The organism is Sphingopyxis sp. (assembly GCF_036261875.1).
Classification (GTDB): domain Bacteria; phylum Pseudomonadota; class Alphaproteobacteria; order Sphingomonadales; family Sphingomonadaceae; genus Sphingopyxis.
The window spans coordinates 1-22,712 of the sequence record NZ_DATAJZ010000040.1 but is presented as its reverse complement, the minus strand read 5'-3'; the positions used below and the strand labels follow the sequence as shown (position 1 = coordinate 22,712).

The window sequence follows — 22,712 nt, the reverse complement described above, 5'->3', positions numbered from 1 at the left end:
TCTGCGCGAACGTCGAAAGCGGGATCCCGGATCAAGCGCGGGATGACGAAGGAAGGGAACGCAAAGCGGCCGTAAGCGACGGTCTGCGACTCATCATTTCGTCATTCCCGCGAAAGCGGGAACCCAGGGCGTGCGTCGGCTGACCCCACACCGGGTTCCCGCTTTCGCGGGAACGACGAAGAGAGGGAACGAAGGGGAATGGCCGCTTCCCGACCCGTTTTACGCTGTCGCCGCCAGATCGCATACCGATCGGCAGCAAATCAACGGCGGGCGGGCCGACCTGCGAGAGGGACAGGTGCAGGTGCGATGCAGCCGCAAGGAGGCTGCGGGGCCCGCCGCCGTCGGCCGGCCGGTTCATGGGAGGGGAAACCGGCCGGATGGCGTTCAAGATCGGTCATTCGTCGTCGTCGGGGCCCGTCATCATCTCTTCGGCGACCGCGTCGGTGCGGGTGCGGATCGCGCTTTCGAGGCGCTGCATCAGCTCGGGATTCTCGGTCAGGAAGGTCTTCGCATTCTCACGCCCCTGGCCGATGCGGATCGAGTCATAGCTGAACCAGGCGCCCGATTTCTCGACCAGCCCGGCCTTGACGCCAAGGTCGAGGATCTCGCCGATCTTGGAAATGCCCTGCCCGTACATGATGTCGAATTCGACCTGTTTGAACGGCGGGGCGACCTTGTTCTTGACGACCTTGACGCGCGTCGTGTTGCCAACGATTTCGTCGCCATTCTTGATCTGGCCGGTGCGACGGATGTCGAGGCGGACCGAGGCGTAGAATTTGAGCGCGTTGCCGCCGGTCGTCGTTTCGGGATTGCCGTACATCACGCCGATCTTCATGCGAAGCTGGTTGATGAAGATCACCATGCAACGCGAGCGGCTGATCGATCCCGTCAGCTTGCGCAGGCTCTGAGACATCAGGCGCGCCTGGAGGCCGACGTGGCTGTCGCCCATCTCGCCTTCGATCTCGGCGCGCGGGACGAGCGCCGCGACCGAGTCGACGACGAGCACGTCGATCGCGTTCGAGCGCACCAGCGTGTCGACGATCTCCAGCGCCTGCTCGCCGGTGTCGGGCTGCGACACGATCAGTTCGTCGATGTCGACGCCGAGCTTCTTGGCATAGACGGGGTCGAGCGCATGTTCGGCGTCGACGAAGGCCGCGGTGCCGCCCATCTTCTGCGCCTCGGCGATGCAGTGCAGCGCGAGGGTGGTCTTGCCCGAGCTTTCGGGGCCATAGATTTCGATGACGCGGCCGCGCGGCAGACCGCCGACCCCCAGGGCGATGTCGAGCCCGAGCGAGCCGGTCGAAACCGCCTCGACCTGCATCGCTTCCTTCGAGCCCAGCTTCATCACCGAGCCCTTGCCGAACGCGCGATCGATCTGCGCGAGCGCGGCGTCGAGCGCCTTCTGCCTGTCCGTTCCGTTCACTGATTTCCCCGATTCGACGAGTGACAATTGTCCGGCCATTGCCGTCCCTTTCCTGCTCTAGAGCGACCGCGGAAGCATCGCAACGCCTGCCTCATGTGCCACATTTGTTCTCATGGAACAAGAGGGGAACAAAAATAGTTCCTCGCCCCGCGCGGGCGAGGGTCGCTGGCAGTTTACGCAGCAGCGAAGGGAAAGGGCGACGGCGGCCCCGCCTGCGCGGGGGCGACGGGTCAGGCGCCGAACTCGGCGATCGCCGCCTCGATGTCGGTCAAGCGGAAGGGCTTGGTCACCAGCCGCCGGTGCGCGTGCGCGGGCGGGATCACGTCGCCGCCGCCCGAGGTGAAGGCAAAGGGAATGCCCTGCTCCGCGAGCGCGTCGGCGATCGGCCAGCCCTTTTCGTCGCCGAGGTTGATGTCGATCAGCGCGCCGGCGAGCGATTCGGCGGCGATGACCGCCAACGCTTCATCATTGGTCGTCGCCTGCGCGGGCTCGGGCAGACCGAGCGCGTCGAACATGTCGGCCAGCATCATGCCGATCAGCACGTCGTCCTCGACCAGCAGGATGCGCGGCGCGTCAGCCATGGCCCGCCCGATGCGCCGCCTCGTCGAGCGCCGCCGACACCGCTTCGGTCAGTTGTGCGACCGAGAAGGGCTTGGGCAGGAAAGCGACGTCGGCGATGTCGATCGACTGGCGAAGCTGCTCCTCAGCATAGCCCGACATGAACAGCACCGGCAACGCCGGCCGCTTCGCGCGCATCGCACGCACCATTGCCGGGCCGTCCATCGTCGGCATCACGACGTCGCTGACGATCAGGTCGATCTTTTCCATCCCGGCGAAACGCTCCAGTCCTTCCTCGCCCTGCGCGGCGGTGACGACGCTATAACCCGCGCGGGTCAGGGCGCGTTCCGCGACTGCGCGCACCATATCCTCGTCCTCGACGAGCAGGATCGTGCCGGTGCCCCATTGGCTCTTCCTGGGCTTGGCCGGCGGCGCAGGCGTTGCTGGGCCGTCGCTCCCCGCGCGGTGGACGGGGAGATAGATGGTGAAACTCGTCTCCCCCGGCCGGCTGTCGGCGAAGATGAAGCCCGCCGACTGCTTGATGATGCCATAGACGGTCGACAGGCCGAGCCCGGTCCCCTTGCCGACATCCTTGGTGGTGAAGAAGGGCTCGAAGATCTTGGGCAGGACGTCGGCGGGAATGCCGCTGCCGGTGTCGCTGACCTTCAGCGCGCTATAATCGGCGGGGGGCATGAACTCATTGCCCATCTGGCGGACGTCGGCGGCCGACACCGGATAGGTCTCGATCGTCAGCGTTCCCGCGCCCGCCATCGCGTCGCGCGCATTGACCGCGAGGTTGATGATCACCTGTTCGAGCTGCCCCGGGTCGGCGCGCACCGCGCCGAGGCCGCGGCCGTGATGCACCATAAGCTGGACCGTATCGCCGATCAGCCGCTTGAGCAGATGCGACACCTCCGAAATCACGTCGGGAAGCTGCAAGATCTGCGGACGCAGCGTCTGCTGGCGCGAGAAGGCGAGCAATTGCCGCGTCAGGCTGGCGGCGCGGTTGGCGTTGCTGCGGATCTGCTGGATGTCGTCATAATCGCTGTCGCCCGGCGTGTGGCGCATCAGCATCAGGTCGCAGGCACCGAGCACCGCGGTGAGGATATTGTTGAAATCGTGCGCGACGCCGCCCGCGAGCTGGCCGACCGCCTGCATCTTCGACGCCTGTGCGACCTGACGCTTCAGCCGCGATTCCTCGCTCGAATCCTTGAGGCTGAGCAGCACCGCCGCCTCACCGAGCCCGCGCACCCCGACGACGCGCATCGACACCGGGTCGTCGCCCTGCCCGATCAGCCGGATCGACAGATCGCCGCCGACCTGCTGGCCGCTGCTGTGGCGGCGGATCATGTCGGCGAGCGGCCCCTTGTCCTCGCCGACGACCAGATCGCCGGGATAGCGCGGCGGGCGCCCCTCGCCGATCCCCGCGGCGCGGAGGAAGGCGCGGTTCATATAGAGGAAGCGCCCGTCGCGATCGACCAGCGCGAGCCCGAAGGGCAGCAGCGACAGCAAGGTCTCGACATAGGTCTGTGCGGTGCCGCGGTCGGCGGGCCCCATTTCCTCGTCGAGCATCGCGAGCAGCACTGGGCCATGGCCGTCGGCGGGCGTCAGCGGAATCTGGAGCATCCGCACCGGCGTCGCGCGGTCGCCCTCGCGCGCGAAGTAAAGCGTGCCCGCGTCGTCGAGCCGCAGCATCGCGGCGACGTCGCGTCCGGCATAATGCGCCTGGTCGCCCTCGTCGAAGGCGCGGAGCAGAAAGGCCTGGTTGGCGGTGCGCAGCCGGCCCTCGGCGCTGACCAGCGCCGCCATGATCCCCGCACGCGCCAGCGTCCGACCGGCCGGCCCGTCGAGGTGGCGCATCACTTCGCTCGTCAGGTCGAGCCGTTCGAGCGCGGCGAAGCGCCAGACGAGATAATCCTCGGCCTGCCCGGTCCGCGTCACCTGCGCCTGCAATTGCAGTGGCCCGACCGCGATGTCGCTGGCGTGCCCCTCGCCATCGCGCCACGCGGCACGCCCGGCGTTCTTGAGCAGGTCGGCGCCGCGTCCGTCGAGCGGCAACCCCGGCGGGGTCACGAAGCCGCCCATCCACGTCGCGAACAGATCGTTGGCGCAGACGAGCCGCCCGGCGCGGTCGGTCACGGCGATCGCGACATCGTCGTGGTTGACCGCTGCGCGCAGCATCGTCCAGTCGGGCGCCGCCACCTCGCCGCCGGCCGCGGCCGGAAACAGCCGCCGCGTGAGGATCAGCCCGCAGACGGAAATCGCAAGTCCGGCAAGGAAGCCGGCAGCCAACACCGCATTGGCCGTCGCCCAGAACAGCAGCGCGACCGACAGCAAGGCGAGCCCGCCGATGATCGCGGCATCGAGCCGCGACAGCGCCGCAAGCGCCGGCGGCGGCCCCGCGGAGCCCGCCCCCCGACTGAAATCAGCATCAGCGGCAGGCAGGCTTTGCGCAGTCAACGACACTCTCTTCTATGGGCGCATCACCAGATGCGGACGCGATCCTTGGGCGCCAGATAGAGTTTCTGGCCCGGCTTGACGTTATAGGCCTTATACCAAGGGTCAAGGTTGCGCGAGACCCAAGCCCGCTGAATCGACGGCGAATGCGGGTCGGTCGTGATGCGCTGCGACAGATTCTGCTCGCGATAGTTGCGCCGCCACACCTGCGCCCAGCCGAGGAAGAAGCGTTGGTCGCCGGTCAGCCCGTCGATCACCGGCGCTTCCTTGCCGCCGAGAGACTTCTTGTAGGCGTCATAGGCGATCGTCAGGCCGGCAAGGTCTCCGATATTCTCGCCGAGCGTGAAGGTGCCGTCGAGATGTTCGCCGGGCAGCACCTCATAGGCGTCATATTGCGCGACGAGCGCCTTGCTCGCGGCCTCGAACGCCTTGACGTCGGCGGGGGTCCACCAGTTGGCGAGCTTGCCCGTCTCGTCATATTTGGAGCCCTGGTCGTCAAAATGGTGGCTGATCTCATGGCCGATGACGGCGCCGATGCCGCCATAGTTGATCGCCGCGTCGGCCTTCGGATCGAAGAAGGGCGGTTGCAGGATCGCCGCGGGGAAGACGATCTCGTTCATCCCGAAATTGGCGTAGGCGTTGACCTCCATCGGGGTCATCCCCCACTCCCAGCGGCGGATCGGCCCGTCGAGGCGGCTGATATTGTCGTCGTGCGCGAACTGGTTCGAACGCAGCGCATTGCCGAACAGGTCGTCGGCCTTGATCTCCAGCTTGCTGTAATCCTTCCAGCGGTCGGGATAGCCGATCTTGGTCGTGAAATTGGCGAGCTTCTTCTTCGCCTTCACCTTGGTCGCGGGCTGCATCCACGTCAGATTACCGATCCGCGTGTCGAGCGCCGCGAGGACGTTCTTCACGAGGACATCCATCGCCGCCTTGGTTTCGGGCGGGAAATATTTCGCGACATAGTCCTGACCGACCGCTTCGCCCAGATTGTTGGTGGTGAAATCGACCGCGCGCTTCCAGCGCTCCTGCATCTGCGGCGTCCCCGACAAAGCGGTGCCATAGAAGGAGAAGGCCTCCTTCGCCACCGCGTCGGGCAGCACGTCCGAAAAGCCGTCGAGGCTGCGGACGAGCAACGCGTCGCGCAGCACGCCAATCGGCGCGTCGGCGATCAGCTTCGCCTCGCCGGTCAGCGCGCTCGGCTGCGCGACCAGGATCGTGTCCTCCTTGACCCCGACGCCGCGGATGAAGGCGGACCAGTCGAAACCGGGCGCGGCCTTGGTCAGGTCGGCGATCGTCATCTTGTTATAGACTTTGGTCGCGTCGCTGCTGTCGTTCTTGTCCCAGTGGACGGTCGCAACCTGCTTTTCGAAGTCGTAGATCGCCTTGGCGCGCGCCGCGGCGTCCTGTTCGCCCGCCAGCGTCAGGACATTCTCCAGATGCTTGAGGTAGGCGGCCTGCAACTTCAGGTTGCGCTCGCCGTCCTTCAGATAGAAATCGCGGTCGGGCATCCCGATGCCGCCCTGGAACAGGGTGTAGATATAGACGTCCGGATTCTTGTCGTCCTGCCCGACATAGCCGCCGAAGAAATGCGACACGCCGCTGCGGTCGGCCTCGGCGAGCAGCGCGGGGAGCCCGGCCTTGTCGACGGCGCGGACCTTGGTCAGCCACGGCTGGATCGGGGCGAGCCCCTTCGCCTCGACCGCCGCCGAATCGAGATAGGCGGCATAGGCGCGGCCGATCATGCTGCTCGGGTCGCACTTGGCCGCCTCGAGAATTTCCTGCGTGCGCTTCTGCGACAGGTCGGCGAGCGCGGTGAACATGCCGTAGTTCGACTTGTCGGCCGGGATCACGGTATCCTTCACCCAGGTGCCGTTGGCATAGGCATAGAAATCGTCACCGGGCTGAACGCTCTTGTCCATGCCCGAGAAATCGAAGCCGAAATCGCCGATTTCGGGCTTGGCGGCGGTGTCGGTCGCGGGCGCCGAGGCGGCGGTGTCCTGAGCGAAGACAGGCGTTGCCGCCATCAGCACCGCGCCAAGCGCGGCGGTCGCCATCAGGCGCGAAGAAAGGTTCAAAGTCATGATATTCCCCAGATAGACAGTGCGAAGGGCGCGCCGCGGCGCGATCTTGCGATGGGAACAGCTATAGGCCGCAGGGCGGCCGCGGTTCAACCGGCGGCGGTGTCACTCGTCGATGTCTCAAGTCGTTGGTCGCGTGCCCGACGGATCTTGCGCCGCCAGCGTAGGCGAATCCAATTGTCCCAGATGACCGAGGCCAGAATATAGCCGACGACCGCCGAGGCCGCCGAAATCACGAACAGTCCGCCGAGCCCACCGAGCAGCGCCGGCCCTGCGTTCGCGGTGAACCATTGCCACCAGTCCGAAAGCGAGGCCGATCGCTCATAGAGCGCGTAGAGCCCCGCCATATTGGTGTGCATCCCGAACAGCACATTGCCGAGCCAGACCGACGCGGCGAGGATCAGCGGGGTCGTCACCGGGTTCGACAGAAAGGTCATTGCCGCCCCGATCGGGATATTGGCGCGAAACGGCAGCGCGAGCAGCGCGACGCCCAAAATCTGGACGCCGGGGATCAGAAAGAAGATGCCGACAAACAACCCGAGCGCGGTGCCGCGCCGCACCGAGGTGCGAGTGAAGCGCCACAAATGACTGTGCGCGACGCGGTGCGCGAAAGGCTTGACGAAGCGGCTCGCCAGCAATTCCTCGCGCGTCGGCGAGTTGCGGCGAATCCAGTTCATCAGGAACGCCTTGTCCCGGGATTTCGGGTCGCGCGGCTGGCCTCCCCCGCTCATCCGCGCTCTTTCATCAGCCGCTGCTTGTCGCGTTTCCAGTCGCGCTCCTTGATCGACTCCCGCTTGTCGTGCGCCTTCTTGCCCTTGGCGAGCGCCAACTCGACCTTGGCGCGGCCGCGGCTGTTGAAATAGACCGACAGCGGAACCAGCGTCATCCCCTGCCGCATCACCCCGGCGTGCAGCTTGTTGATCTCACGCCCGTTGAGCAGCAGCTTGCGCGGCCTCTTGGGCTCATGATTGAACCGATTGCCGTGGCTGAATTCGGGGATGTTGGCATTGATCAGCCACACCTCGCCGCCCCTCACCTCGGCATAGCTTTCGGCGATCGTCCCCTCGCCGAAGCGCAGCGATTTGACCTCGGTCCCCTGCAGGGCGATCCCCGCCTCGAACACTTGCTCGATGGCATAGTCGAAGCGCGCGCGCCGGTTCTCGGCGACGACCTTCTTCTTGTCGAATTCGGCGGCGGATTGCGGACGGGCCATGAAACGGAACCTAGATTACTCCCGCCGCGGACAATGCGGCATCGACGGCCTGGCGCGATGCCTCGGACGCATCAATGATAGGTAGGCGCACTTCAGGCGAAAACCAGTCGTGGACGCGCGACAGCGCATATTTGACCGGGCCGGGCGACGCGTCGGAGAACATCGCCTTGTGCAGGTCGAACAATCGGTCATGCAGCGCCAGCGCGCCGGTCCAGTCGCCCGATGCACAAGCCGCGGCGAAATCGGCGCAGAGGCGCGGCGCGACATTGGCGGTAACCGAAATGCAACCGACGCCGCCGAGCACCGCATGCGGCAGCCACAGATCGTCGTTGCCGCTGAGCTGGCAGAAATCGGCGCCCGCCCCCGCGCGGTGGACCGTCACGCGGGCGAGGTCGCCGCTCGCATCCTTGATCGCGACGATCGAAGGGATTTCGGCGAGCCTGCACATCGTCTCGGCGCTGATGTCGGTGACGGTGCGGCCGGGGACGTTATAGACGACGATCGGCAGGCTGCTCGCCTCGGCAAGCGCCTCGAAATGCGCGATCAGCCCCTTCTGCGTCGGCCGGTTGTAATAAGGTGCGACGACCAGCGCCGCGGTCGCACCAGCCTTCTCGGCATAACGCATATGGCGGATCGCCGTCGCGGTGTCGTTCGACCCGCAACCGGCGATCACCGGCACACGCCCCGCCGCCGCTTCGATGCAGGCGTCGATCACCTGATAATGTTCGTCGAAGCCTAGGGTTGGGCTTTCGCCGGTGGTGCCGCACGGCACGAGCGCGCTCGTTCCCTCGTCGATCTGCCATTCGACCAGCCGTTTGAACGCCGGCGCATCGAACGCACCGTCGCGAAATGGCGTCACCAAGGCGGGAATCGACCCCGAAAACATGCTCCGCTCCTTTACAAAGACTCCGGCACGGTCATAGGATTGGCCGGCGCGCACGCTATTGAACGTCTATTCAGCGCCCCGCAAGGAGTTTGGCATTACCATGGCCGGCATGATTTCGCTGACCCGCATTTCCCGTCTGGCGCTCGCCGCCGCCCTTCTCCTTCCCACCGCCGCTCATGCGAGCGAACTCACTCCCGAACAAATGGCCTGGTATCGCGCCCAGATGGGGCTCGCGGCCCAGTCGGGGGCGCCGCCGTCGACGAATTCGGTGGGCGATGCGGTGCTCGAATGGCGGCGCCTCACCGCGACCAACACCGCCTCCTTCGACCAGCTTTCGCGCTTCCTGATGGCGAACCGCGACTGGCCCGACGCCGACAAGCTGCGCGTGCGCGCCGAAAAGGCGATCGCGCTCGACAGCTACGACCCGCAGCGCACCCTCGCCTTCTTTCAGGCCTATCCGCCGCGCACGCCGAGCGGCGAGCTGCGCTATGCGCTGGCGCTCAAGGCCGCGGGCCGCCGCGAGGACGCCAATGCCGCCGCGCGCCGCGCCTGGACCGGCGGCATCATCGACGAGATGGAGGTGAGCCGCGCGCTCAGCCTCTTCCCCGGCGTCTTCAGCCTCGCCGATCATGACGCACGCATGGACCGGCTGCTGTGGACCAACGCGACGATCGCGGCGGGCCGCCAGCTTCCCTATGTCTCGCCCGAAAAGCGCGCGGTGTTCGCGGCGCGCCTCGCGATGCGCAGCGGCGCGGTCGATGCCGCGCTTCAGGCCTCGGCGGTCGAAAGCGACAATCCCTCGCTCACCCGCACCGATCCCGGCTACATCACCGCCAAGGCGACCTGGCTGCGCAAGGCGGGCCGCGTCGGCGAAGCGCGCGCGCTGCTCGCCGCCCCGCGCACGCTGGCGAAGGCGCCGACCGACGCCGAGGAATGGATCGAAACGCTGCTCACCAATGCGCGGCAGGCCGACGCCGCGGGCGACAAGCTCACCGCCTATAATATCGCCAAACAGATCGACGACAGCTTCGCGCCCGGCGTAGTGATCCGCGAGGAACCGCTCGGGGTGCGCGACGACTATACCTCGCTCGCTTGGCTCGCGGGGCAACTCGCGTTCAAGAGCCTCCGCCGTCCCGGCGAGGCGGTACGACTCTATGCCGCCTATGGCGAAGCCGCGCGCTCGGCGCAGACGCGGACCAAGGGTTTCTACTGGGCGGGCCGCGCTGCGCTCGCCGCGGGCGACCGCGACACGGCGAACCGCTACTTCAACGACGCCGCGCAGCATTACGACCAGTTCTACGGCCAGCTTTCGCTCGAACGGCTCGGCCGGCCGCAGCCCAAGCCGACGCCGAACCCGACGATCACGGTCAACGGCGACGAACGGCGGGCGTTCGACGACAACCGGCTGGTGCGCGCGGCGCGCGCGCTGGGCGAGATCGGCGCGTGGCGCGAGCAGTCGCAGTTCCTCCGCGCCATCGCACAGCGCGCGACCACGCCCGCCGACCATGTCCTCGCGGGCCAGCTCGCGTCGTCGATCGGCCGCCCCGACCTCGGCGTGATGATCGGGCGCAGCGCGCAGGCGAACAGCCTCGACGCGGTCGAGGTGTCGGGCTTTCCGACCGTGCGCGTGCCCTCGGGTCATGAGGGCAACTGGACCTTCATCCACGCAATCACGCGGCAGGAAAGCCAGTTCGACCGGCAGGCGATCAGTCATGCCGGCGCGCGCGGGATGATGCAGCTCATGCCCGGCACCGCGCGCGAAGTCGCGGGCAAGCTGGGACTGAGCTACGACGCGGGCTCGCTGACCAGCGACACCAATTACAACCTCACGCTCGGTTCGACCTATTTCCAGCAGATGCTGAGCTATTTCGGCGGCAGCTATCCGCTCGCGGTCGCGGCCTATAATGCCGGGCCGGGCAATGTGAACAAATGGCTGCGCGCCAACGGCGATCCCCGGGGTGGCGGCATCGACATGGTCGACTGGATCGAGGCGATCCCGATCTTCGAGACGCGCAACTATGTCCAGCGCGTGCTCGAAAACGCCGTCGTCTACGACACGCTGCGCGACCGGCCGCTCCCCAACGCTCCGCTGAGCTTCTACCTCGGCAAGCGCAATCCGGGGTAGGCCCCATGGCGGGGGACAAGACCAACATCATCAGCCCGGCAGGCTTCGCGGCGCTGCGCGCCGAATATGACGCGCTGTTCGGGCAGGAACGCCCCAAGCTGGTCGAGACGATCAGCTGGGCTGCGGGTAATGGCGACCGCAGCGAGAATGGCGATTATATTTACGGCCGCAAGCGGCTGCGCGAGATCGACCGGCGGCTCGGCTTCCTCGCGCGGCGGATGAAGGCGGCGCGCGTCGTCGACCCCGCGGCGCAGCCCGACAAGCACCGCATCTGGTTCGGGGCGACGGTCGAACTCGCCGATGACGACGACGCGCGGCGCATCGTGACGCTGGTGGGCGACGATGAAGCCGATGCCGGCGCCGGCCGGATCGGCTGGAACAGCCCCCTCGCCCGCGCGCTACGCGGCGCCGCGGTCGGCGATCTTCGCACCGTGCAGCTTCCCGCGGGACCGAAGGAGTGGGAGGTGATGGCGGTCCACTATCCCGGATAGCCCTGCGCTATATCAGAACCCTAGTTCGAACGGGACGGTGGGTCAGATTTGGGGCTCGCCGCTCTAGGACCGCAGCAAGGCCGGCACGATCCAGATGGCCGATAGCACGACGATCACGGCCAGCAGCGAAATCGCCAGGACATAGCGCACGCCCTGCTCCTTTACCCCGCCGCTCGCTTCGGTTTCGGTCACCTCGACATGGTCATCGACGACTTGCATGGCTCGTCTCCCTTTCTGGTCCGCATGAAACGCGGGGCGGCGGTGCGCGGTTCCGCGCGTGCCGGATGGGGAGAGTATGCCAGAGGGTCTGTAAGCCGGGTTCTGTCCACCCCGTTGCCGGGGATGGGCGATCATTCCTCTAGGCGTGCGGTTGCCCGAACGCTCAAGCAGTCAACCCGGACGACGGGGCCGGAACCAGCCCTGAGTTGCCTCTTGCCATCCCTATTCGACCTTGCTCCCGGTGGGGTTTGCCGTGCCGCGTCCGTTACCGTCCGCGCGGTGCGCTCTTACCGCACCCTTTCACCTTTCGCCGGGCCGAAGCCTTTGGCGGTCTCTTCTCTGTGGCACTTTCCCTGACCCCCTCGCGGGGGCCGCCGGACGTTATCCGGCACCGTGGTTTCCGTGGAGCCCGGACTTTCCTCCCCCGCGCTTGCGCACGGCGGCGATCGCCCGACCCTCTGGCAAAGCGCATTATAGCGCGAATGGATGATCATTACGAGCGATTGTACGGAGCGGCTGTTTTGGGGTGGAGAGCGGACATAGCCTCCTCTCCCCTTGAGGGAGAGGATAGCGCAGCTTGCTCCCCTGGGAGCTAGCGAAGCTTGGAGAGGGGGGCGACGCCAGCGGACGCAAAACCCCCTCTCAATTTACCAATGCCCGCCTTCAATCGAAACCCGGCTTTCTTCTTCCCCTTCGCGCTGGACAAGATCACCGCCCCCCGGCTACCCGCGCCGCATGGGTATCACCGCAACGATCATGAACACCGCCACCGGCCAGCCGCTCCAGAAAATGAGCTTCAACCGTATGCCGAAGCCGTGGGCCAGCTTCACGCTGGAGACCGGCGAACTGGTCACCGCCGAACGCATCGACGTCGGCAAACCCGCGCGGGGCAAGTTCGCGGCGCCGATCAGCATCTGGGTAACAGTCAAGCCGAAGGGCTAACGGCGGTCAGCCCGCCGCGATCCGTCCGCCCGCGATGCGGAATCGCGTCACCGGGCCCGGCATGTCGGCGAACAGCGCCGCCTCGGTCCCGGTCAGCCACGCCTGCCCCCCCTGCCCCGCGAGCCGTTCGTAGAGCGCCGCGCGGCGCGAGGGGTCGAGGTGTGCCGCCACCTCATCGAGCAACAGCACCGGCCGCGCCCCGCGCCCGCGCGCAACGCAATCGCTGTGCGCGAGGACGAGCGAGAGCAGCATCGCCTTCTGTTCGCCGGTCGAACAGCGCGCTGCCGCGCGCCCGGTCGCGGCGTGGACAGCGGACAGGTCGTCGCGGTGCGGCCCCGCGGTCGCGCGGCCCGCAGCAACATCGATGCGGCGGCGCGCGGCGAACAGGGCCTTGAGCGCCTCGACATCGTGGGGCATCTCTCGCGCGCGTCCCTCACCGTCGACCAATGTCAGCAGCGGCCGGGCAAACGGCGCGTCGGGCTGGTCGGCGAGTTCCCCCGACAGCGCCGCGAGCGTCGCCAACCGCGCGGCGTCGATCGCGGCGCCATGCTCGGCAAGTTGCGCCTCGAGGCTGGCGAGCCATTGCGGATCGGTCTGTCCCGGATCGGCGAGCAGCTTGCCGCGCGCGCGCAGCGCCGCTTCGTAGCGGTTGCTGTGCTGCGCGTGACGCGGGTCGAGCGCGAGGACGAGGCGATCCAGGAAGCGCCGCCGGTTGCCCGCACTCTCGACGAACAGCCGGTCCATCGCAGGGGTCAGCCACAGGATCGCGATCCACTCGCCGAGCGAGGCGGCCGCTGCGGACGCACCGTTGATCCGCACGATCCGCCGTCCCGGGTGCGCGGGCTCGATACCCGTGCCCAGCGCGACCGGCGGCAGATCGGCCCCCGCGAGAACTTCGGCGAAGATGGCGAAGCCGCCGCTCGCACCGTCGCGCACCATGTCGGACAGTGGCGCGCGGCGCAGCCCGCGGCCGGGCGCGAGCAGCGAGATCGCTTCCAATATGTTCGTCTTGCCCGCGCCATTGTCGCCGTGCAGCGCCACCAGCCCCGCCCCCGCCGCCATGTCCGCGCCGGCATGATTGCGAAAATCGGTCAGCGAAAGGCGGGTCAGCGTCATGCCTTTTGCGCGTAGGATATTTCTAACGCCGAGGGAAATGGCCTTTCGTCGAGCGACCAGCGGAGGAGGACGGGCAAGCCTCCATCCACACTGCGGATTTCTCCCTTCGTCATTGCGAGCGAAGCGAAGCAATCCAGAGCAGCCTTGCACTACTCTGGATTGCTTCGCTTCGCTCGCAATGACGAAGCAAAGGGGATTTCATAAAAATTACTTTTAATCGGATATTTTCACCATATTCCGGTAAAAATCTCGTTGAAATAAAATATCTGAACCCCAAAAACCCCCGTTAACTGCCAATGAATGAAACTGGCACGCCTCCTGCAATACATCGGGCATCCACCGGATGGCCCGGCGGACCCATATAGGAAGGACAAGATCATGGCCCATTTCAACGTCGACTCGCTCAAGAGCTACGCCATCGCGGCGGTTGCTTCGCTCTATTGCTCGATGCTGTTCCTCGCCGCTGTCGGCCCGAACGCTGCGCATTTCAGTGGGCTGGTCGCCTGACCAGCCCCGAAAGGCCACCAAGAACGCCGGTCCTCGGGCCGGGATCGAAAGGAAAGACATGAACCAGGGTTTTCGCAAGAATCGTCGCAGCGGGATGATCTTCGGCGTGTGCGCCGGGATGGCCGACCAGTTCGGCATCGACGTCTTGTGGACGCGCGTCGCTTTCGTCGCCCTGACATTGCTGGGCTTTGGCCTGCCGCTGCTGCTGTACCTCGCCGTCGCGATCCTCGCGCCCTAGGACAGCGAAGGGCCGGCGGCCGCAAAGCCCCATCGCGCCGGCCCGCACATTCCCCAAACAACCAAGGGCTCACCGGTCACGCCGGTGGGCCCTTTCTATCGTGCCGAGCTTCGGACCGATAGCGGATGCGATGTCTTTTGACACCTCAACGCGGCGTCAAACTGGCTACGGCGCATAGCATTTGCCAGAATTATGATATATCATTCCCCTATCATCTGCTGGGAGGGGCAAATGGGATACCAAACATACTGGGAACAGATTTCACGCTTTGATCGTGTGATATTTTTTTGCTTCGCACTATTTTCTGCGGTGGGAGCGTTAAGCAGTTTTGGAACCACGATAATAATGGCGGCGTCGCTCATTCGGGACGAAATGGCGTGGACCGGAAAGTTGCTCCTGACCATCTCGTTTATATTTTCGATTTCGGCATGTTTTTCTTATATTCTATGGCTTGTTATCAGAAGCGCTAGCCCGGCGTATTGGGCAAAACGAGCCATTATTCCGGTTATTGTCATTTCGCTTCCTTTTGCCCTGATTTTCAATCATCTGTTGTCAGAAGATATGAAGGCAAGGCCTCACACCCCATCTTGCACTGCCGATTGCTGATTAAAAAATCCGACTGTTAACTGGTATCGCCCTTCAAGCGTAGGCGCGCCACCGTTGACGTGTATGGTCGCCTGCTTGCCGATCACCAGCAACCAAAGCCGAGCGTTCCGCCCGCTCTCGAAGCCGCCCAAAGAAAAAGCCCCGCCGGATCACTCCGGCGGGGCTTTTTTCTGTCGGGCCAGCGGGCCGAGGGGCTTATTCCTCGCCTTCGCCTTCCGGACGATCTTCGACCATCACGTCGTCGGTGGTGAAGTCCTCGCCCTGCACCTTGCCCAGCGGATCGTCGCCGATCGCCGCCTCGGGGCCCTGTGCCAGTTCGGCTTCATGCTCCTCGGCGGCGGTCTGCGGCGCGATCAGATGTGCTTCGGTCGCGTTGCGCATCGCCGCGCGCAGCGCCGCGTCCTTCGACGAGGCGGTGACGCGGACGCGGTTCATGGCCGCACCGGTGCCCGCCGGGATCAGGCGGCCGACGATGACGTTTTCCTTCAGGCCCTGCAGCGAGTCGACCTTGCCCTGCACCGACGCTTCGGTGAGGACGCGGGTCGTTTCCTGGAAGGACGCCGCCGAGACGAAGCTGCGCGTCTGGAGGCTCGCCTTGGTGATGCCCAGCAGCACCGGGCGCCCTTCGGCGGGCTTGCCGTTCTTCGGCAGCTTCGCGTTATATTCCATCATCTCCAGATAATCGAGCTGTTCGCCCGGCAGCAACGTGGTGTCGCCGCCGCTCGTGATCTCGACCTTCTGCAGCATCTGGCGAACGATCACCTCGATGTGCTTGTCGTTGATCTTCACGCCCTGGAGTCGATAGACTTCCTGGATTTCCGCAACCAGATATTCGGCCAGCGCCTCGACGCCCATGACGTCGAGGATGTCGTGCGGGTTCGGCGAACCGCTGATCAGCGCGTCGCCGCGCTTGACCTGGTCGCCTTCCTGCACTTCCAATACCTTCGACTTGGGGATCAGATATTCGATCGGATCGCCTTCTTCCGGAACGATCGCGATCTTGCGCTTCGCCTTGTAATCCTTGACGAATTCAATGCGGCCGCTGATCTTCGCGATGACGCTGTTATCCTTCGGAATGCGCGCTTCGAACAGCTCGGCAACACGCGGCAGACCGCCGGTGATGTCGCGCGTCTTCGACGCTTCGCGGGTCACACGCGCCAGAACGTCGCCCGCCTGCACTTCCTGACCGTCCTCGACCGACAGCATCGTGCCGACCGCGAGCAGGTAGCGCGCGGCTTCGCCCGACGCATCGTCGAGCAAGGTCAGGCGCGGCTGCAGGTCTTCCTTCTTGGACCGACCTGCCGAACGATATTCGATCACGACGCGCTGGGCGATGCCCGTCGCTTCGTCGACCTGCTCGATCAGCGTCTTGGTATCGACCAGATCCTGATACTTCACGACGCCGTTCTTTTCGGTGATCAGCGGCATGGTGAACGGATCCCATTCGGCGATCCGGTCACCCTTCTTCACCTTCTCGCCGTCCTTGTGCATGATCTGCGCACCATAGGGCAGCTTGTGCGAAGCGCGCTCGCGGCCTTCGCTGTCGATGACCGCGATTTCACCCGAACGCGACAGCGCCAGACGGCGGCCGCGCTGGTCGACGATCGTCGCCATGTCGCGATATTCGATCGTGCCGTCCGAAATCGCTTCGGCGTTCGACTGCTCGTTGACCTGCGCCGCGCCGCCGATGTGGAAGGTCCGCATCGTGAGCTGCGTGCCGGGTTCGCCGATCGACTGCGCCGCGATGACGCCGACCGCTTCGCCGATGTTCACCGGCGTCCCGCGCGCGAGGTCGCGGCCATAGCATTTGCCGCACACGCCCAGCGTCGCTTCGCAGACCAGCGGCGAGCGGATCTTGACCGACTGAACCTCGGCCTCCTCGATCCGCGCCGTCGTCGCTTCGTCGAGCAGCGTGCCCACTGGCGCGATGATGTTGCCGTCCTTGTCGGTCACATCCTCGAGCGTGGTACGGCCGAGAATGCGCTCGCCGAGCGAGGCGATCGTCGAACCGCCCTGCACGATCGCGCGCATTTCCATGCCGCGTTCAGTGCCGCAGTCATCCTCGATCACGACGCAATCCTGCGACACGTCGACGAGGCGGCGGGTCAGATAGCCAGAGTTCGCCGTCTTGAGCGCCGTGTCGGCCAGGCCCTTGCGGGCGCCGTGGGTCGAGTTGAAATACTCGAGAACGGTCAGGCCTTCCTTGAAGTTCGAGATGATCGGCGTTTCGATGATCTCGCCCGACGGCTTCGCCATCAGGCCGCGCATCCCGGCAAGCTGCTTCATCTGCGCCTGCGAACCACGCGCACCCGAATGCGCCATCATGTAGATGGAGTTGATCGGGGCCATGCGGCCGTTTTCGAGCTTCGGCGTTGCGCGGATTTCGTCCATCATCGCGTTCGCGACCTTGTCGCCGCACTGCGACCAGGCGTCGATCGCCTTATTATATTTTTCCTGCTGCGTGATCAGGCCGTCCTGATACTGCTGCTCGAAATCCTTCACGAGCGCGCGGGTTTCGTCGACCATCCCTTCCTTCGACGCCGGGATGATCATGTCATCCTTGCCGAACGAGATGCCCGCCTTGAACGCGTTGCGGAAGCCCAGCGCCATGATAGCGTCGGCGAACAGCACCGTCTCCTTCTGGCCAGTGTGGCGATAGACCTGGTCAATCACGTCGCCGATTTCCTTCTTGGTGAGAAGACGGTTGACGACGTCGAAGGGCACGGTGTGCGACTTCGGCAGGCATTCGCCGATCAGCATACGGCCCGGCGTGGTCTCGTAGCGCTTGAGGTAGGTATTGCCTTCCTCGTCGGTCTGCGGAACGCGGCTCTTGACCTTGGTGTGGAGCGTCACGGCGCCCACATGCAAGGCCTGATGCACTTCGGCCATGTCGGCGAGCAGCATGCCCTCACCCGGCTCGCCTTCGCGCTCCAGCGACAGATAATAGAGACCCAGCACCATGTCCTGCGACGGCACGATGATCGGCTTGCCGTTCGCGGGGGACAGGATGTTGTTAGTCGACATCATCAGCACGCGCGCTTCGAGCTGCGCTTCCAGCGAGAGCGGCACGTGGACCGCCATCTGGTCACCGTCGAAGTCGGCGTTGAACGCGGCGCAGACCAGCGGATGCAGCTGGATCGCCTTGCCTTCGATCAGCACCGGCTCGAACGCCTGAATGCCGAGGCGGTGAAGCGTCGGGGCGCGGTTCAGCAGGACCGGGTGCTCGCGAATGACTTCGTCGAGGATGTCCCAGACTTCCTTGCGTTCCTTTTCGACCCACTTCTTCGCCTGCTTCAGGGTCATCGACAGACCCTTGGCGTCGAGGCGCGCGTAGATGAACGGCTTGAACAGTTCGAGCGCCATCTTCTTCGGCAGGCCGCACTGGTGCAGCTTGAGCTCCGGCCCGGTCACGATGACCGAACGGCCCGAATAGTCGACGCGCTTGCCGAGCAGGTTCTGGCGGAAGCGACCCTGCTTGCCCTTGAGCATGTCGCTGAGCGACTTCAGCGGACGCTTGTTGGCGCCGGTGATCGTGCGGCCGCGGCGGCCGTTGTCAAACAATGCGTCGACGGCTTCCTGCAGCATGCGCTTTTCGTTGCGGACGATAATGTCCGGCGCGCGCAGTTCCATCAGCCGCTTCAAACGGTTGTTACGGTTGATCACGCGGCGATAGAGATCGTTCAAATCCGACGTCGCGAAACGGCCGCCGTCGAGCGGCACCAGCGGGCGCAGTTCGGGCGGAATGACCGGGACGACTTCCAGGATCATCCACTCGGGACGGTTGCCCGACTCGATGAAGCTTTCGACGACCTTCAGGCGCTTGATGATCTTCTTGGGCTTCAACTCCGACTTGGTCGTCGCCAGATCTTCCATCAGGTCGACGCGTTCCTGCTCGAGATCGAGATTTTCGAGCAGCACGCGGATCGCCTCGGCGCCGATGCCGGCGCTGAACGCGTCTTCGCCATATTCGTCCTGCGCGTCGAGCAGTTCATCCTCGGTCAGAAGCTGGAACTTTTCGAGCGGCGTCAGGCCGGGCTCAAGAACGATATAGGCTTCGAAATAAAGGACGCGCTCGAGCTGCTTGAGCTGCATGTCGAGCAGCAGGCCGATGCGCGACGGCAGCGACTTCAGGAACCAGATGTGCGCGACCGGCGCGGCGAGCTCGATATGGCCCATGCGCTCGCGGCGCACTTTCGTGACCGTGACTTCGACACCGCACTTCTCGCAGACGATGCCCTTGTATTTCATGCGCTTATACTTGCCGCACAGGCATTCATAATCCTTGATCGGACCGAAGATGCGCGCGCAGAACAGGCCGTCACGCTCGGGCTTGAACGTGCGGTAGTTGATCGTTTCGGGCTTCTTGATCTCGCCGAACGACCACGAGCGGATACGCTCCGGGCTCGCGATGCCGATCTTGATCATGTCGAAGGTTTCGGGCTTCGCGACCGGGTTCATGAAGTTGGTAAGCTGGTTCATATATCTGCTCCATCTTCCCCTCTCGCGCCGGGCGAGAGGGGTGAGGAAAAATCTTATTCGGCGGCTTCGGGAAGGGCGTCCGGACCTTCGTCGGGGTCTTCGTCCGAATAGGACGATAGCTCGACGTTGAGGCCCAGCGAACGCATTTCCTTGACGAGCACGTTGAAGCTTTCGGGAATGCCGGCCTCGAACGTGTCGTCGCCCTTGACGATCGCCTCATAGACCTTGGTGCGGCCGATCACGTCATCGGACTTCACCGTCAGCATTTCCTGCAGCGTATAGGCCGCGCCATAGGCCTGGAGCGCCCAGACCTCCATTTCCCCGAAGCGCTGGCCGCCGAACTGCGCCTTACCGCCCAGTGGCTGCTGGGTAACGAGGCTGTACGGCCCGATCGAACGCGCGTGGATCTTGTCGTCGACCAGGTGGTGGAGCTTCAGCATGTAGATGTAGCCCACGGTCACCTTGCGGTCGAACTTGTCGCCGGTGCGGCCGTCGTACAGGTCCGACTGGCCCGACGAGTCGAGACCCGCCAGCGTCAGCATGTTCGACACATCGGCTTCCTTCGCGCCGTCGAACACCGGCGTCGCGAACGGCACGCCGACTTTCAGGTTCGACGCGAGTTCGACGATGCTGTCGGCATCGCGCGATTCGATGTCGGCCCGATATTCGGCGCCATAGACATGCTCCAGCGATTCCTTGACCGCTTCGGGCATCTGGCCGCCGATCGCGTCGGGGTTGGCGTCGCGCCAATCCTCCAGCGCCTGCGTCACCTGCCGCCCGAGGCCGCGCGAGGCCCAGCCGAGGTGGGTTTCGAGGATCTGCCCGACGTTCATGCGCGACGGCACGCCCAGCGGGTTGAGCACGATGTCGACCGGCGTCCCGTCTTCGAGGAACGGCATGTCCTCGTTCGGCAGGATGCGGCTGATGACGCCCTTGTTGCCGTGACGGCCGGCCATCTTGTCGCCCGGCTGCAGCTTGCGCTTGATGGCAACGAAGACCTTGACCATCTTGAGAACGCCCGGTGCCAGTTCGTCGCCACGCTGCAGCTTCTCGACGCGGTCTTCATACTTCGCGTTGATCCGCTTGATCGCGTCGTCATACTGCGCCTTGATCGCTTCCAATGCGGTCTGCGCATTGTCCTCGACCACCGCGAGCTTCCACCAGTCGGCGCGGTCGAGATCGACCAGCATCTGCTCGGTGACCTCGTCGCCCTTCTTCAGGCCCTTCGGCACCGCGCTGGTCGTCTGACCGATCAGCAGGTCCTTGAGGCTGGAGAAGGTCGCACGGTTGAGGATCGCGCGCTCGTCGTCGGCGTCCTGCTTCAGGCGCTCGATTTCCTCGCGCTCGATCGCGATCGCGCGTTCGTCCTTGTCGATACCGTGGCGGTTGAAGACGCGGACCTCGACGACCGTGCCCGACACGCCCGGCGGCAGGCGCAGCGAGGTGTCGCGCACATCGCTCGCCTTTTCACCGAAGATCGCGCGCAGCAGCTTTTCTTCCGGCGTCATCGGGCTTTCGCCCTTCGGCGTGATCTTGCCCGCGAGGATATCGCCCGGGCCGACTTCGGCACCGATATAGACGATGCCCGCCTCGTCGAGGTTGCGGAGCGCTTCCTCGCCGACGTTCGGAATGTCGCGGGTGATGTCCTCCGGCCCGAGGCGCGTGTCGCGCGCGGTGACTTCGAATTCCTCGATATGGATCGAGGTGAAGACGTCGTCCTTCACGATGCGCTCGCTGATGAGGATCGAGTCCTCATAGTTGTAGCCGTTCCACGGCATGAAGGCGACGAGCACATTCTTGCCGAGCGCCAGTTCGCCAAGCTCGGTCGACGGACCGTCGGCGATGATGTCGCCGGTGCGGACGACGTCGCCGACCTTCACCAGCGGACGCTGGTTGATGCAGGTCGACTGGTTCGAGCGCTGGAACTTCTGCAGGCGATAGATGTCGACGCCCGACTTGCCGGGTTCGACCATGTCGGTCGCACGGATGACGATACGCGTCGCGTCGACCTGGTCAATCACGCCGCCGCGGCGCGCCGCGATCGCCGCGCCCGAGTCCCGCGCGACGGTGCCTTCCATGCCGGTGCCGACGACCGGCGCCTCGGCGCGGAGCAAAGGCACCGCCTGACGCTGCATGTTCGATCCCATCAGCGCGCGGTTGGCGTCATCGTTTTCGAGGAAGGGGATCAGCGAGGCCGCGACCGAAACGAGCTGCTTCGGCGACACGTCCATCAGCGTGATCTGGTCGCGCGGCGCCATCAGGAATTCGCCCGCCTCGCGCGCCGAGATCAGCTCGTCGATGAAGCTGCCGTCGGGGTTGAGGTCGGCGTTCGCCTGCGCGACCGTGTGCTTCGATTCCTCCATCGCCGACAGATAGACGACCTCGTTGGTCACCTTGCCGTCGATGATCTTGCGATACGGCGTCTCGATGAAGCCATATTTGTTGACGCGCGCAAAGGTCGCGAGGCTGTTGATCAGACCGATGTTCGGGCCTTCGGGCGTTTCGATCGGGCAGATGCGGCCATAGTGGGTCGGGTGAACGTCGCGGACTTCGAAGCCCGCGCGCTCGCGGGTCAGACCGCCCGGCCCGAGCGCCGAGACGCGGCGCTTGTGGGTGACTTCGGACAGCGGGTTGGTCTGGTCCATGAACTGCGAAAGCTGCGACGAGCCGAAGAATTCGCGCACCGCGGCGACCGCGGGCTTCGCGTTGATCAGGTCGTTCGGCATCACCGTCGACACGTCGACCGACGACATGCGCTCCTTCACCGCGCGCTCCATGCGCAGCAGGCCGACGCGATACTGGTTTTCGAGCAGTTCGCCGACCGAACGCACGCGGCGGTTGCCGAGATTGTCGATGTCGTCGATCTCGCCCTTGCCGTCCTTCAGGTTCACCAGCTCCTTCACCACCGCGACGATGTCCTCGGTGCGTAGCGTGGTGATCGTGTCGTCGGCGTCGAGGCCGAGGCGCATGTTGAGCTTCACCCGGCCGACGGCCGAGAGGTCGTAGCGCTCCGGATCGAAGAACAGCCCGGCGAAAAGCGCTTCGGCGGTCTCCTTCGTCGGCGGCTCGCCGGGGCGCATGACGCGATAAATGTCGCTCAACGCCTGATCGCGTTCTTCGGCCTTGTCGGCCTTGAGCGTATTGCGGATCCACGGGCCGGTGCTGACATGGTCGATGTCGAGCAGTTCGAGGCGGTCGATGCCCGCCTTGTCGAGCGCGTCAAGGTTCTCGGGCGAAACTTCGTCGCCGGCCTCGATGTAGATGCGGCCGGTGCTCTCGTCGATCAGGTCGAGCGCCGAATAGCGGCCGAAAATCTCTTCGGTCGGGATGAGCAGCATCTCCAGCCCGTCCTTGCCGGCCTTGTTGGCCGC

The 22,712-nt window shown here is 65.1% G+C and carries 17 protein-coding genes and 1 other RNA gene; 6 read left to right on the top strand and 12 right to left on the bottom strand.

Going from position 1 to position 22,712, the window contains the following annotated elements:
* Nucleotides 1–394: 394 nt before the first annotated feature.
* The 7 genes from recA to dapA all read right to left on the bottom strand — a co-directional run bounded on the left by recA (nt 395) and on the right by dapA (nt 8,618).
* Nucleotides 395–1,462, bottom strand: coding sequence for a recombinase RecA (gene recA / locus VHO04_RS17520; protein WP_329629498.1), 1,068 nt, complete (start codon nt 1,460–1,462; stop codon nt 395–397).
* 191 nt (nt 1,463–1,653) lie between these two features.
* Nucleotides 1,654–2,004 (bottom strand): response regulator, encoded by a 351-nt coding sequence (locus VHO04_RS17515; RefSeq protein WP_297665327.1) that lies wholly within the window; start codon nt 2,002–2,004, stop codon nt 1,654–1,656.
* Nucleotides 1,997–4,357: a hybrid sensor histidine kinase/response regulator gene (locus VHO04_RS17510; RefSeq protein WP_414713139.1), complete on the bottom strand. Its 2,361-nt coding sequence runs from the start codon at nt 4,355–4,357 to the stop codon at nt 1,997–1,999. Before VHO04_RS17510 ends, VHO04_RS17515 begins: the two co-directional genes overlap by 8 nt.
* Before the next feature lie 107 nt (nt 4,358–4,464).
* On the bottom strand, nt 4,465–6,495 hold the full coding sequence (locus tag VHO04_RS17505; protein ID WP_329629497.1) for a M13 family metallopeptidase: 2,031 nt from the start codon (nt 6,493–6,495) through the stop codon (nt 4,465–4,467).
* Between the two features lie 113 nt (nt 6,496–6,608).
* Nucleotides 6,609–7,196, bottom strand: coding sequence for a DUF2062 domain-containing protein (locus VHO04_RS17500; RefSeq protein WP_329629496.1), 588 nt, complete (start codon nt 7,194–7,196; stop codon nt 6,609–6,611).
* A gap of 50 nt (nt 7,197–7,246) precedes the next feature.
* Nucleotides 7,247–7,732: an SsrA-binding protein SmpB gene (smpB, locus tag VHO04_RS17495; protein WP_329629495.1), complete on the bottom strand. Its 486-nt coding sequence runs from the start codon at nt 7,730–7,732 to the stop codon at nt 7,247–7,249.
* A 10-nt stretch (nt 7,733–7,742) separates the two neighbouring features.
* On the bottom strand, nt 7,743–8,618 hold the full coding sequence (gene dapA, locus VHO04_RS17490) for a 4-hydroxy-tetrahydrodipicolinate synthase (RefSeq protein WP_329629494.1): 876 nt from the start codon (nt 8,616–8,618) through the stop codon (nt 7,743–7,745).
* Nucleotides 8,619–8,718: 100 nt separating this feature from the next.
* On the opposite strand from dapA, the gene VHO04_RS17485 reads away from it, so the two are divergent.
* The gene (locus tag VHO04_RS17485) at nt 8,719–10,743 is read left to right on the top strand and encodes a lytic transglycosylase domain-containing protein (protein ID WP_329629493.1); all 2,025 of its coding nucleotides are present in this window, start codon (nt 8,719–8,721) and stop codon (nt 10,741–10,743) included.
* 5 nt (nt 10,744–10,748) lie between these two features.
* Nucleotides 10,749–11,234: a transcription elongation factor GreB gene (greB, locus tag VHO04_RS17480; protein WP_329629492.1), complete on the top strand. Its 486-nt coding sequence runs from the start codon at nt 10,749–10,751 to the stop codon at nt 11,232–11,234.
* A gap of 63 nt (nt 11,235–11,297) precedes the next feature.
* Here greB and VHO04_RS17475 read toward each other — a convergent pair whose 3' ends face one another.
* Nucleotides 11,298–11,453: a hypothetical protein gene (locus VHO04_RS17475; RefSeq protein WP_297663704.1), complete on the bottom strand. Its 156-nt coding sequence runs from the start codon at nt 11,451–11,453 to the stop codon at nt 11,298–11,300.
* Between the two features lie 75 nt (nt 11,454–11,528).
* Nucleotides 11,529–11,915: RNase P RNA component class A (gene rnpB / locus VHO04_RS17470), an RNA gene on the bottom strand.
* 273 nt (nt 11,916–12,188) lie between these two features.
* On the opposite strand from rnpB, the gene VHO04_RS17465 reads away from it, so the two are divergent.
* Nucleotides 12,189–12,395 (top strand): hypothetical protein, encoded by a 207-nt coding sequence (locus tag VHO04_RS17465; protein ID WP_329629491.1) that lies wholly within the window; start codon nt 12,189–12,191, stop codon nt 12,393–12,395.
* A 6-nt stretch (nt 12,396–12,401) separates the two neighbouring features.
* Here VHO04_RS17465 and recF read toward each other — a convergent pair whose 3' ends face one another.
* Nucleotides 12,402–13,511 (bottom strand): DNA replication/repair protein RecF, encoded by a 1,110-nt coding sequence (gene recF / locus VHO04_RS17460; protein ID WP_329629490.1) that lies wholly within the window; start codon nt 13,509–13,511, stop codon nt 12,402–12,404.
* A gap of 378 nt (nt 13,512–13,889) precedes the next feature.
* On the opposite strand from recF, the gene VHO04_RS17455 reads away from it, so the two are divergent.
* The 3 genes from VHO04_RS17455 (at nt 13,890) to VHO04_RS17445 (ending at nt 14,862) form a co-directional block, all read left to right on the top strand.
* Entirely contained in the window at nt 13,890–14,018 is a 129-nt protein-coding gene (locus tag VHO04_RS17455) for a hypothetical protein (protein WP_257543888.1), read from the top strand.
* Nucleotides 14,019–14,076: 58 nt separating this feature from the next.
* Nucleotides 14,077–14,256: a PspC domain-containing protein gene (locus tag VHO04_RS17450; RefSeq protein WP_257543890.1), complete on the top strand. Its 180-nt coding sequence runs from the start codon at nt 14,077–14,079 to the stop codon at nt 14,254–14,256.
* A 231-nt stretch (nt 14,257–14,487) separates the two neighbouring features.
* Nucleotides 14,488–14,862, top strand: coding sequence for a hypothetical protein (locus VHO04_RS17445; protein ID WP_329629489.1), 375 nt, complete (start codon nt 14,488–14,490; stop codon nt 14,860–14,862).
* A 195-nt stretch (nt 14,863–15,057) separates the two neighbouring features.
* On the opposite strand, the gene rpoC is transcribed toward VHO04_RS17445, so the two are convergent.
* The gene (rpoC, locus tag VHO04_RS17440) at nt 15,058–19,341 is read right to left on the bottom strand and encodes a DNA-directed RNA polymerase subunit beta' (protein ID WP_329629488.1); all 4,284 of its coding nucleotides are present in this window, start codon (nt 19,339–19,341) and stop codon (nt 15,058–15,060) included.
* 53 nt (nt 19,342–19,394) lie between these two features.
* On the bottom strand, nt 19,395–22,712 hold a 3,318-nt coding region (gene rpoB, locus VHO04_RS17435; protein ID WP_329629487.1), incomplete at its 5' end, for a DNA-directed RNA polymerase subunit beta.

Bases quoted from the DNA above. Each gene is read 5' to 3' on its own strand.
- greB (WP_329629492.1), top strand. From the start codon at position 10,749: ATGGCGGGGGACAAGACCAACATCATCAGCCCGGCAGGCTTCGCGGCG.
- VHO04_RS17500 (WP_329629496.1), bottom strand. From the start codon at position 7,196: ATGAACTGGATTCGCCGCAACTCGCCGACGCGCGAGGAATTGCTGGCG.
- VHO04_RS17445 (WP_329629489.1), top strand. From the start codon at position 14,488: ATGGGATACCAAACATACTGGGAACAGATTTCACGCTTTGATCGTGTG.
- dapA (WP_329629494.1), bottom strand. From the start codon at position 8,618: ATGTTTTCGGGGTCGATTCCCGCCTTGGTGACGCCATTTCGCGACGGT.
- VHO04_RS17455 (WP_257543888.1), top strand. From the start codon at position 13,890: ATGGCCCATTTCAACGTCGACTCGCTCAAGAGCTACGCCATCGCGGCG.
- VHO04_RS17505 (WP_329629497.1), bottom strand. From the start codon at position 6,495: ATGGCGACCGCCGCGCTTGGCGCGGTGCTGATGGCGGCAACGCCTGTC.
- VHO04_RS17465 (WP_329629491.1), top strand. From the start codon at position 12,189: ATGGGTATCACCGCAACGATCATGAACACCGCCACCGGCCAGCCGCTC.
- recA (WP_329629498.1), bottom strand. From the start codon at position 1,462: ATGGCCGGACAATTGTCACTCGTCGAATCGGGGAAATCAGTGAACGGA.
- smpB (WP_329629495.1), bottom strand. From the start codon at position 7,732: ATGGCCCGTCCGCAATCCGCCGCCGAATTCGACAAGAAGAAGGTCGTC.
- rpoC (WP_329629488.1), bottom strand. From the start codon at position 19,341: ATGAACCAGCTTACCAACTTCATGAACCCGGTCGCGAAGCCCGAAACC.
- VHO04_RS17485 (WP_329629493.1), top strand. From the start codon at position 8,719: ATGGCCGGCATGATTTCGCTGACCCGCATTTCCCGTCTGGCGCTCGCC.
- VHO04_RS17515 (WP_297665327.1), bottom strand. From the start codon at position 2,004: ATGGCTGACGCGCCGCGCATCCTGCTGGTCGAGGACGACGTGCTGATC.
- recF (WP_329629490.1), bottom strand. From the start codon at position 13,511: ATGACGCTGACCCGCCTTTCGCTGACCGATTTTCGCAATCATGCCGGC.
- VHO04_RS17475 (WP_297663704.1), bottom strand. From the start codon at position 11,453: ATGCAAGTCGTCGATGACCATGTCGAGGTGACCGAAACCGAAGCGAGC.
- VHO04_RS17450 (WP_257543890.1), top strand. From the start codon at position 14,077: ATGAACCAGGGTTTTCGCAAGAATCGTCGCAGCGGGATGATCTTCGGC.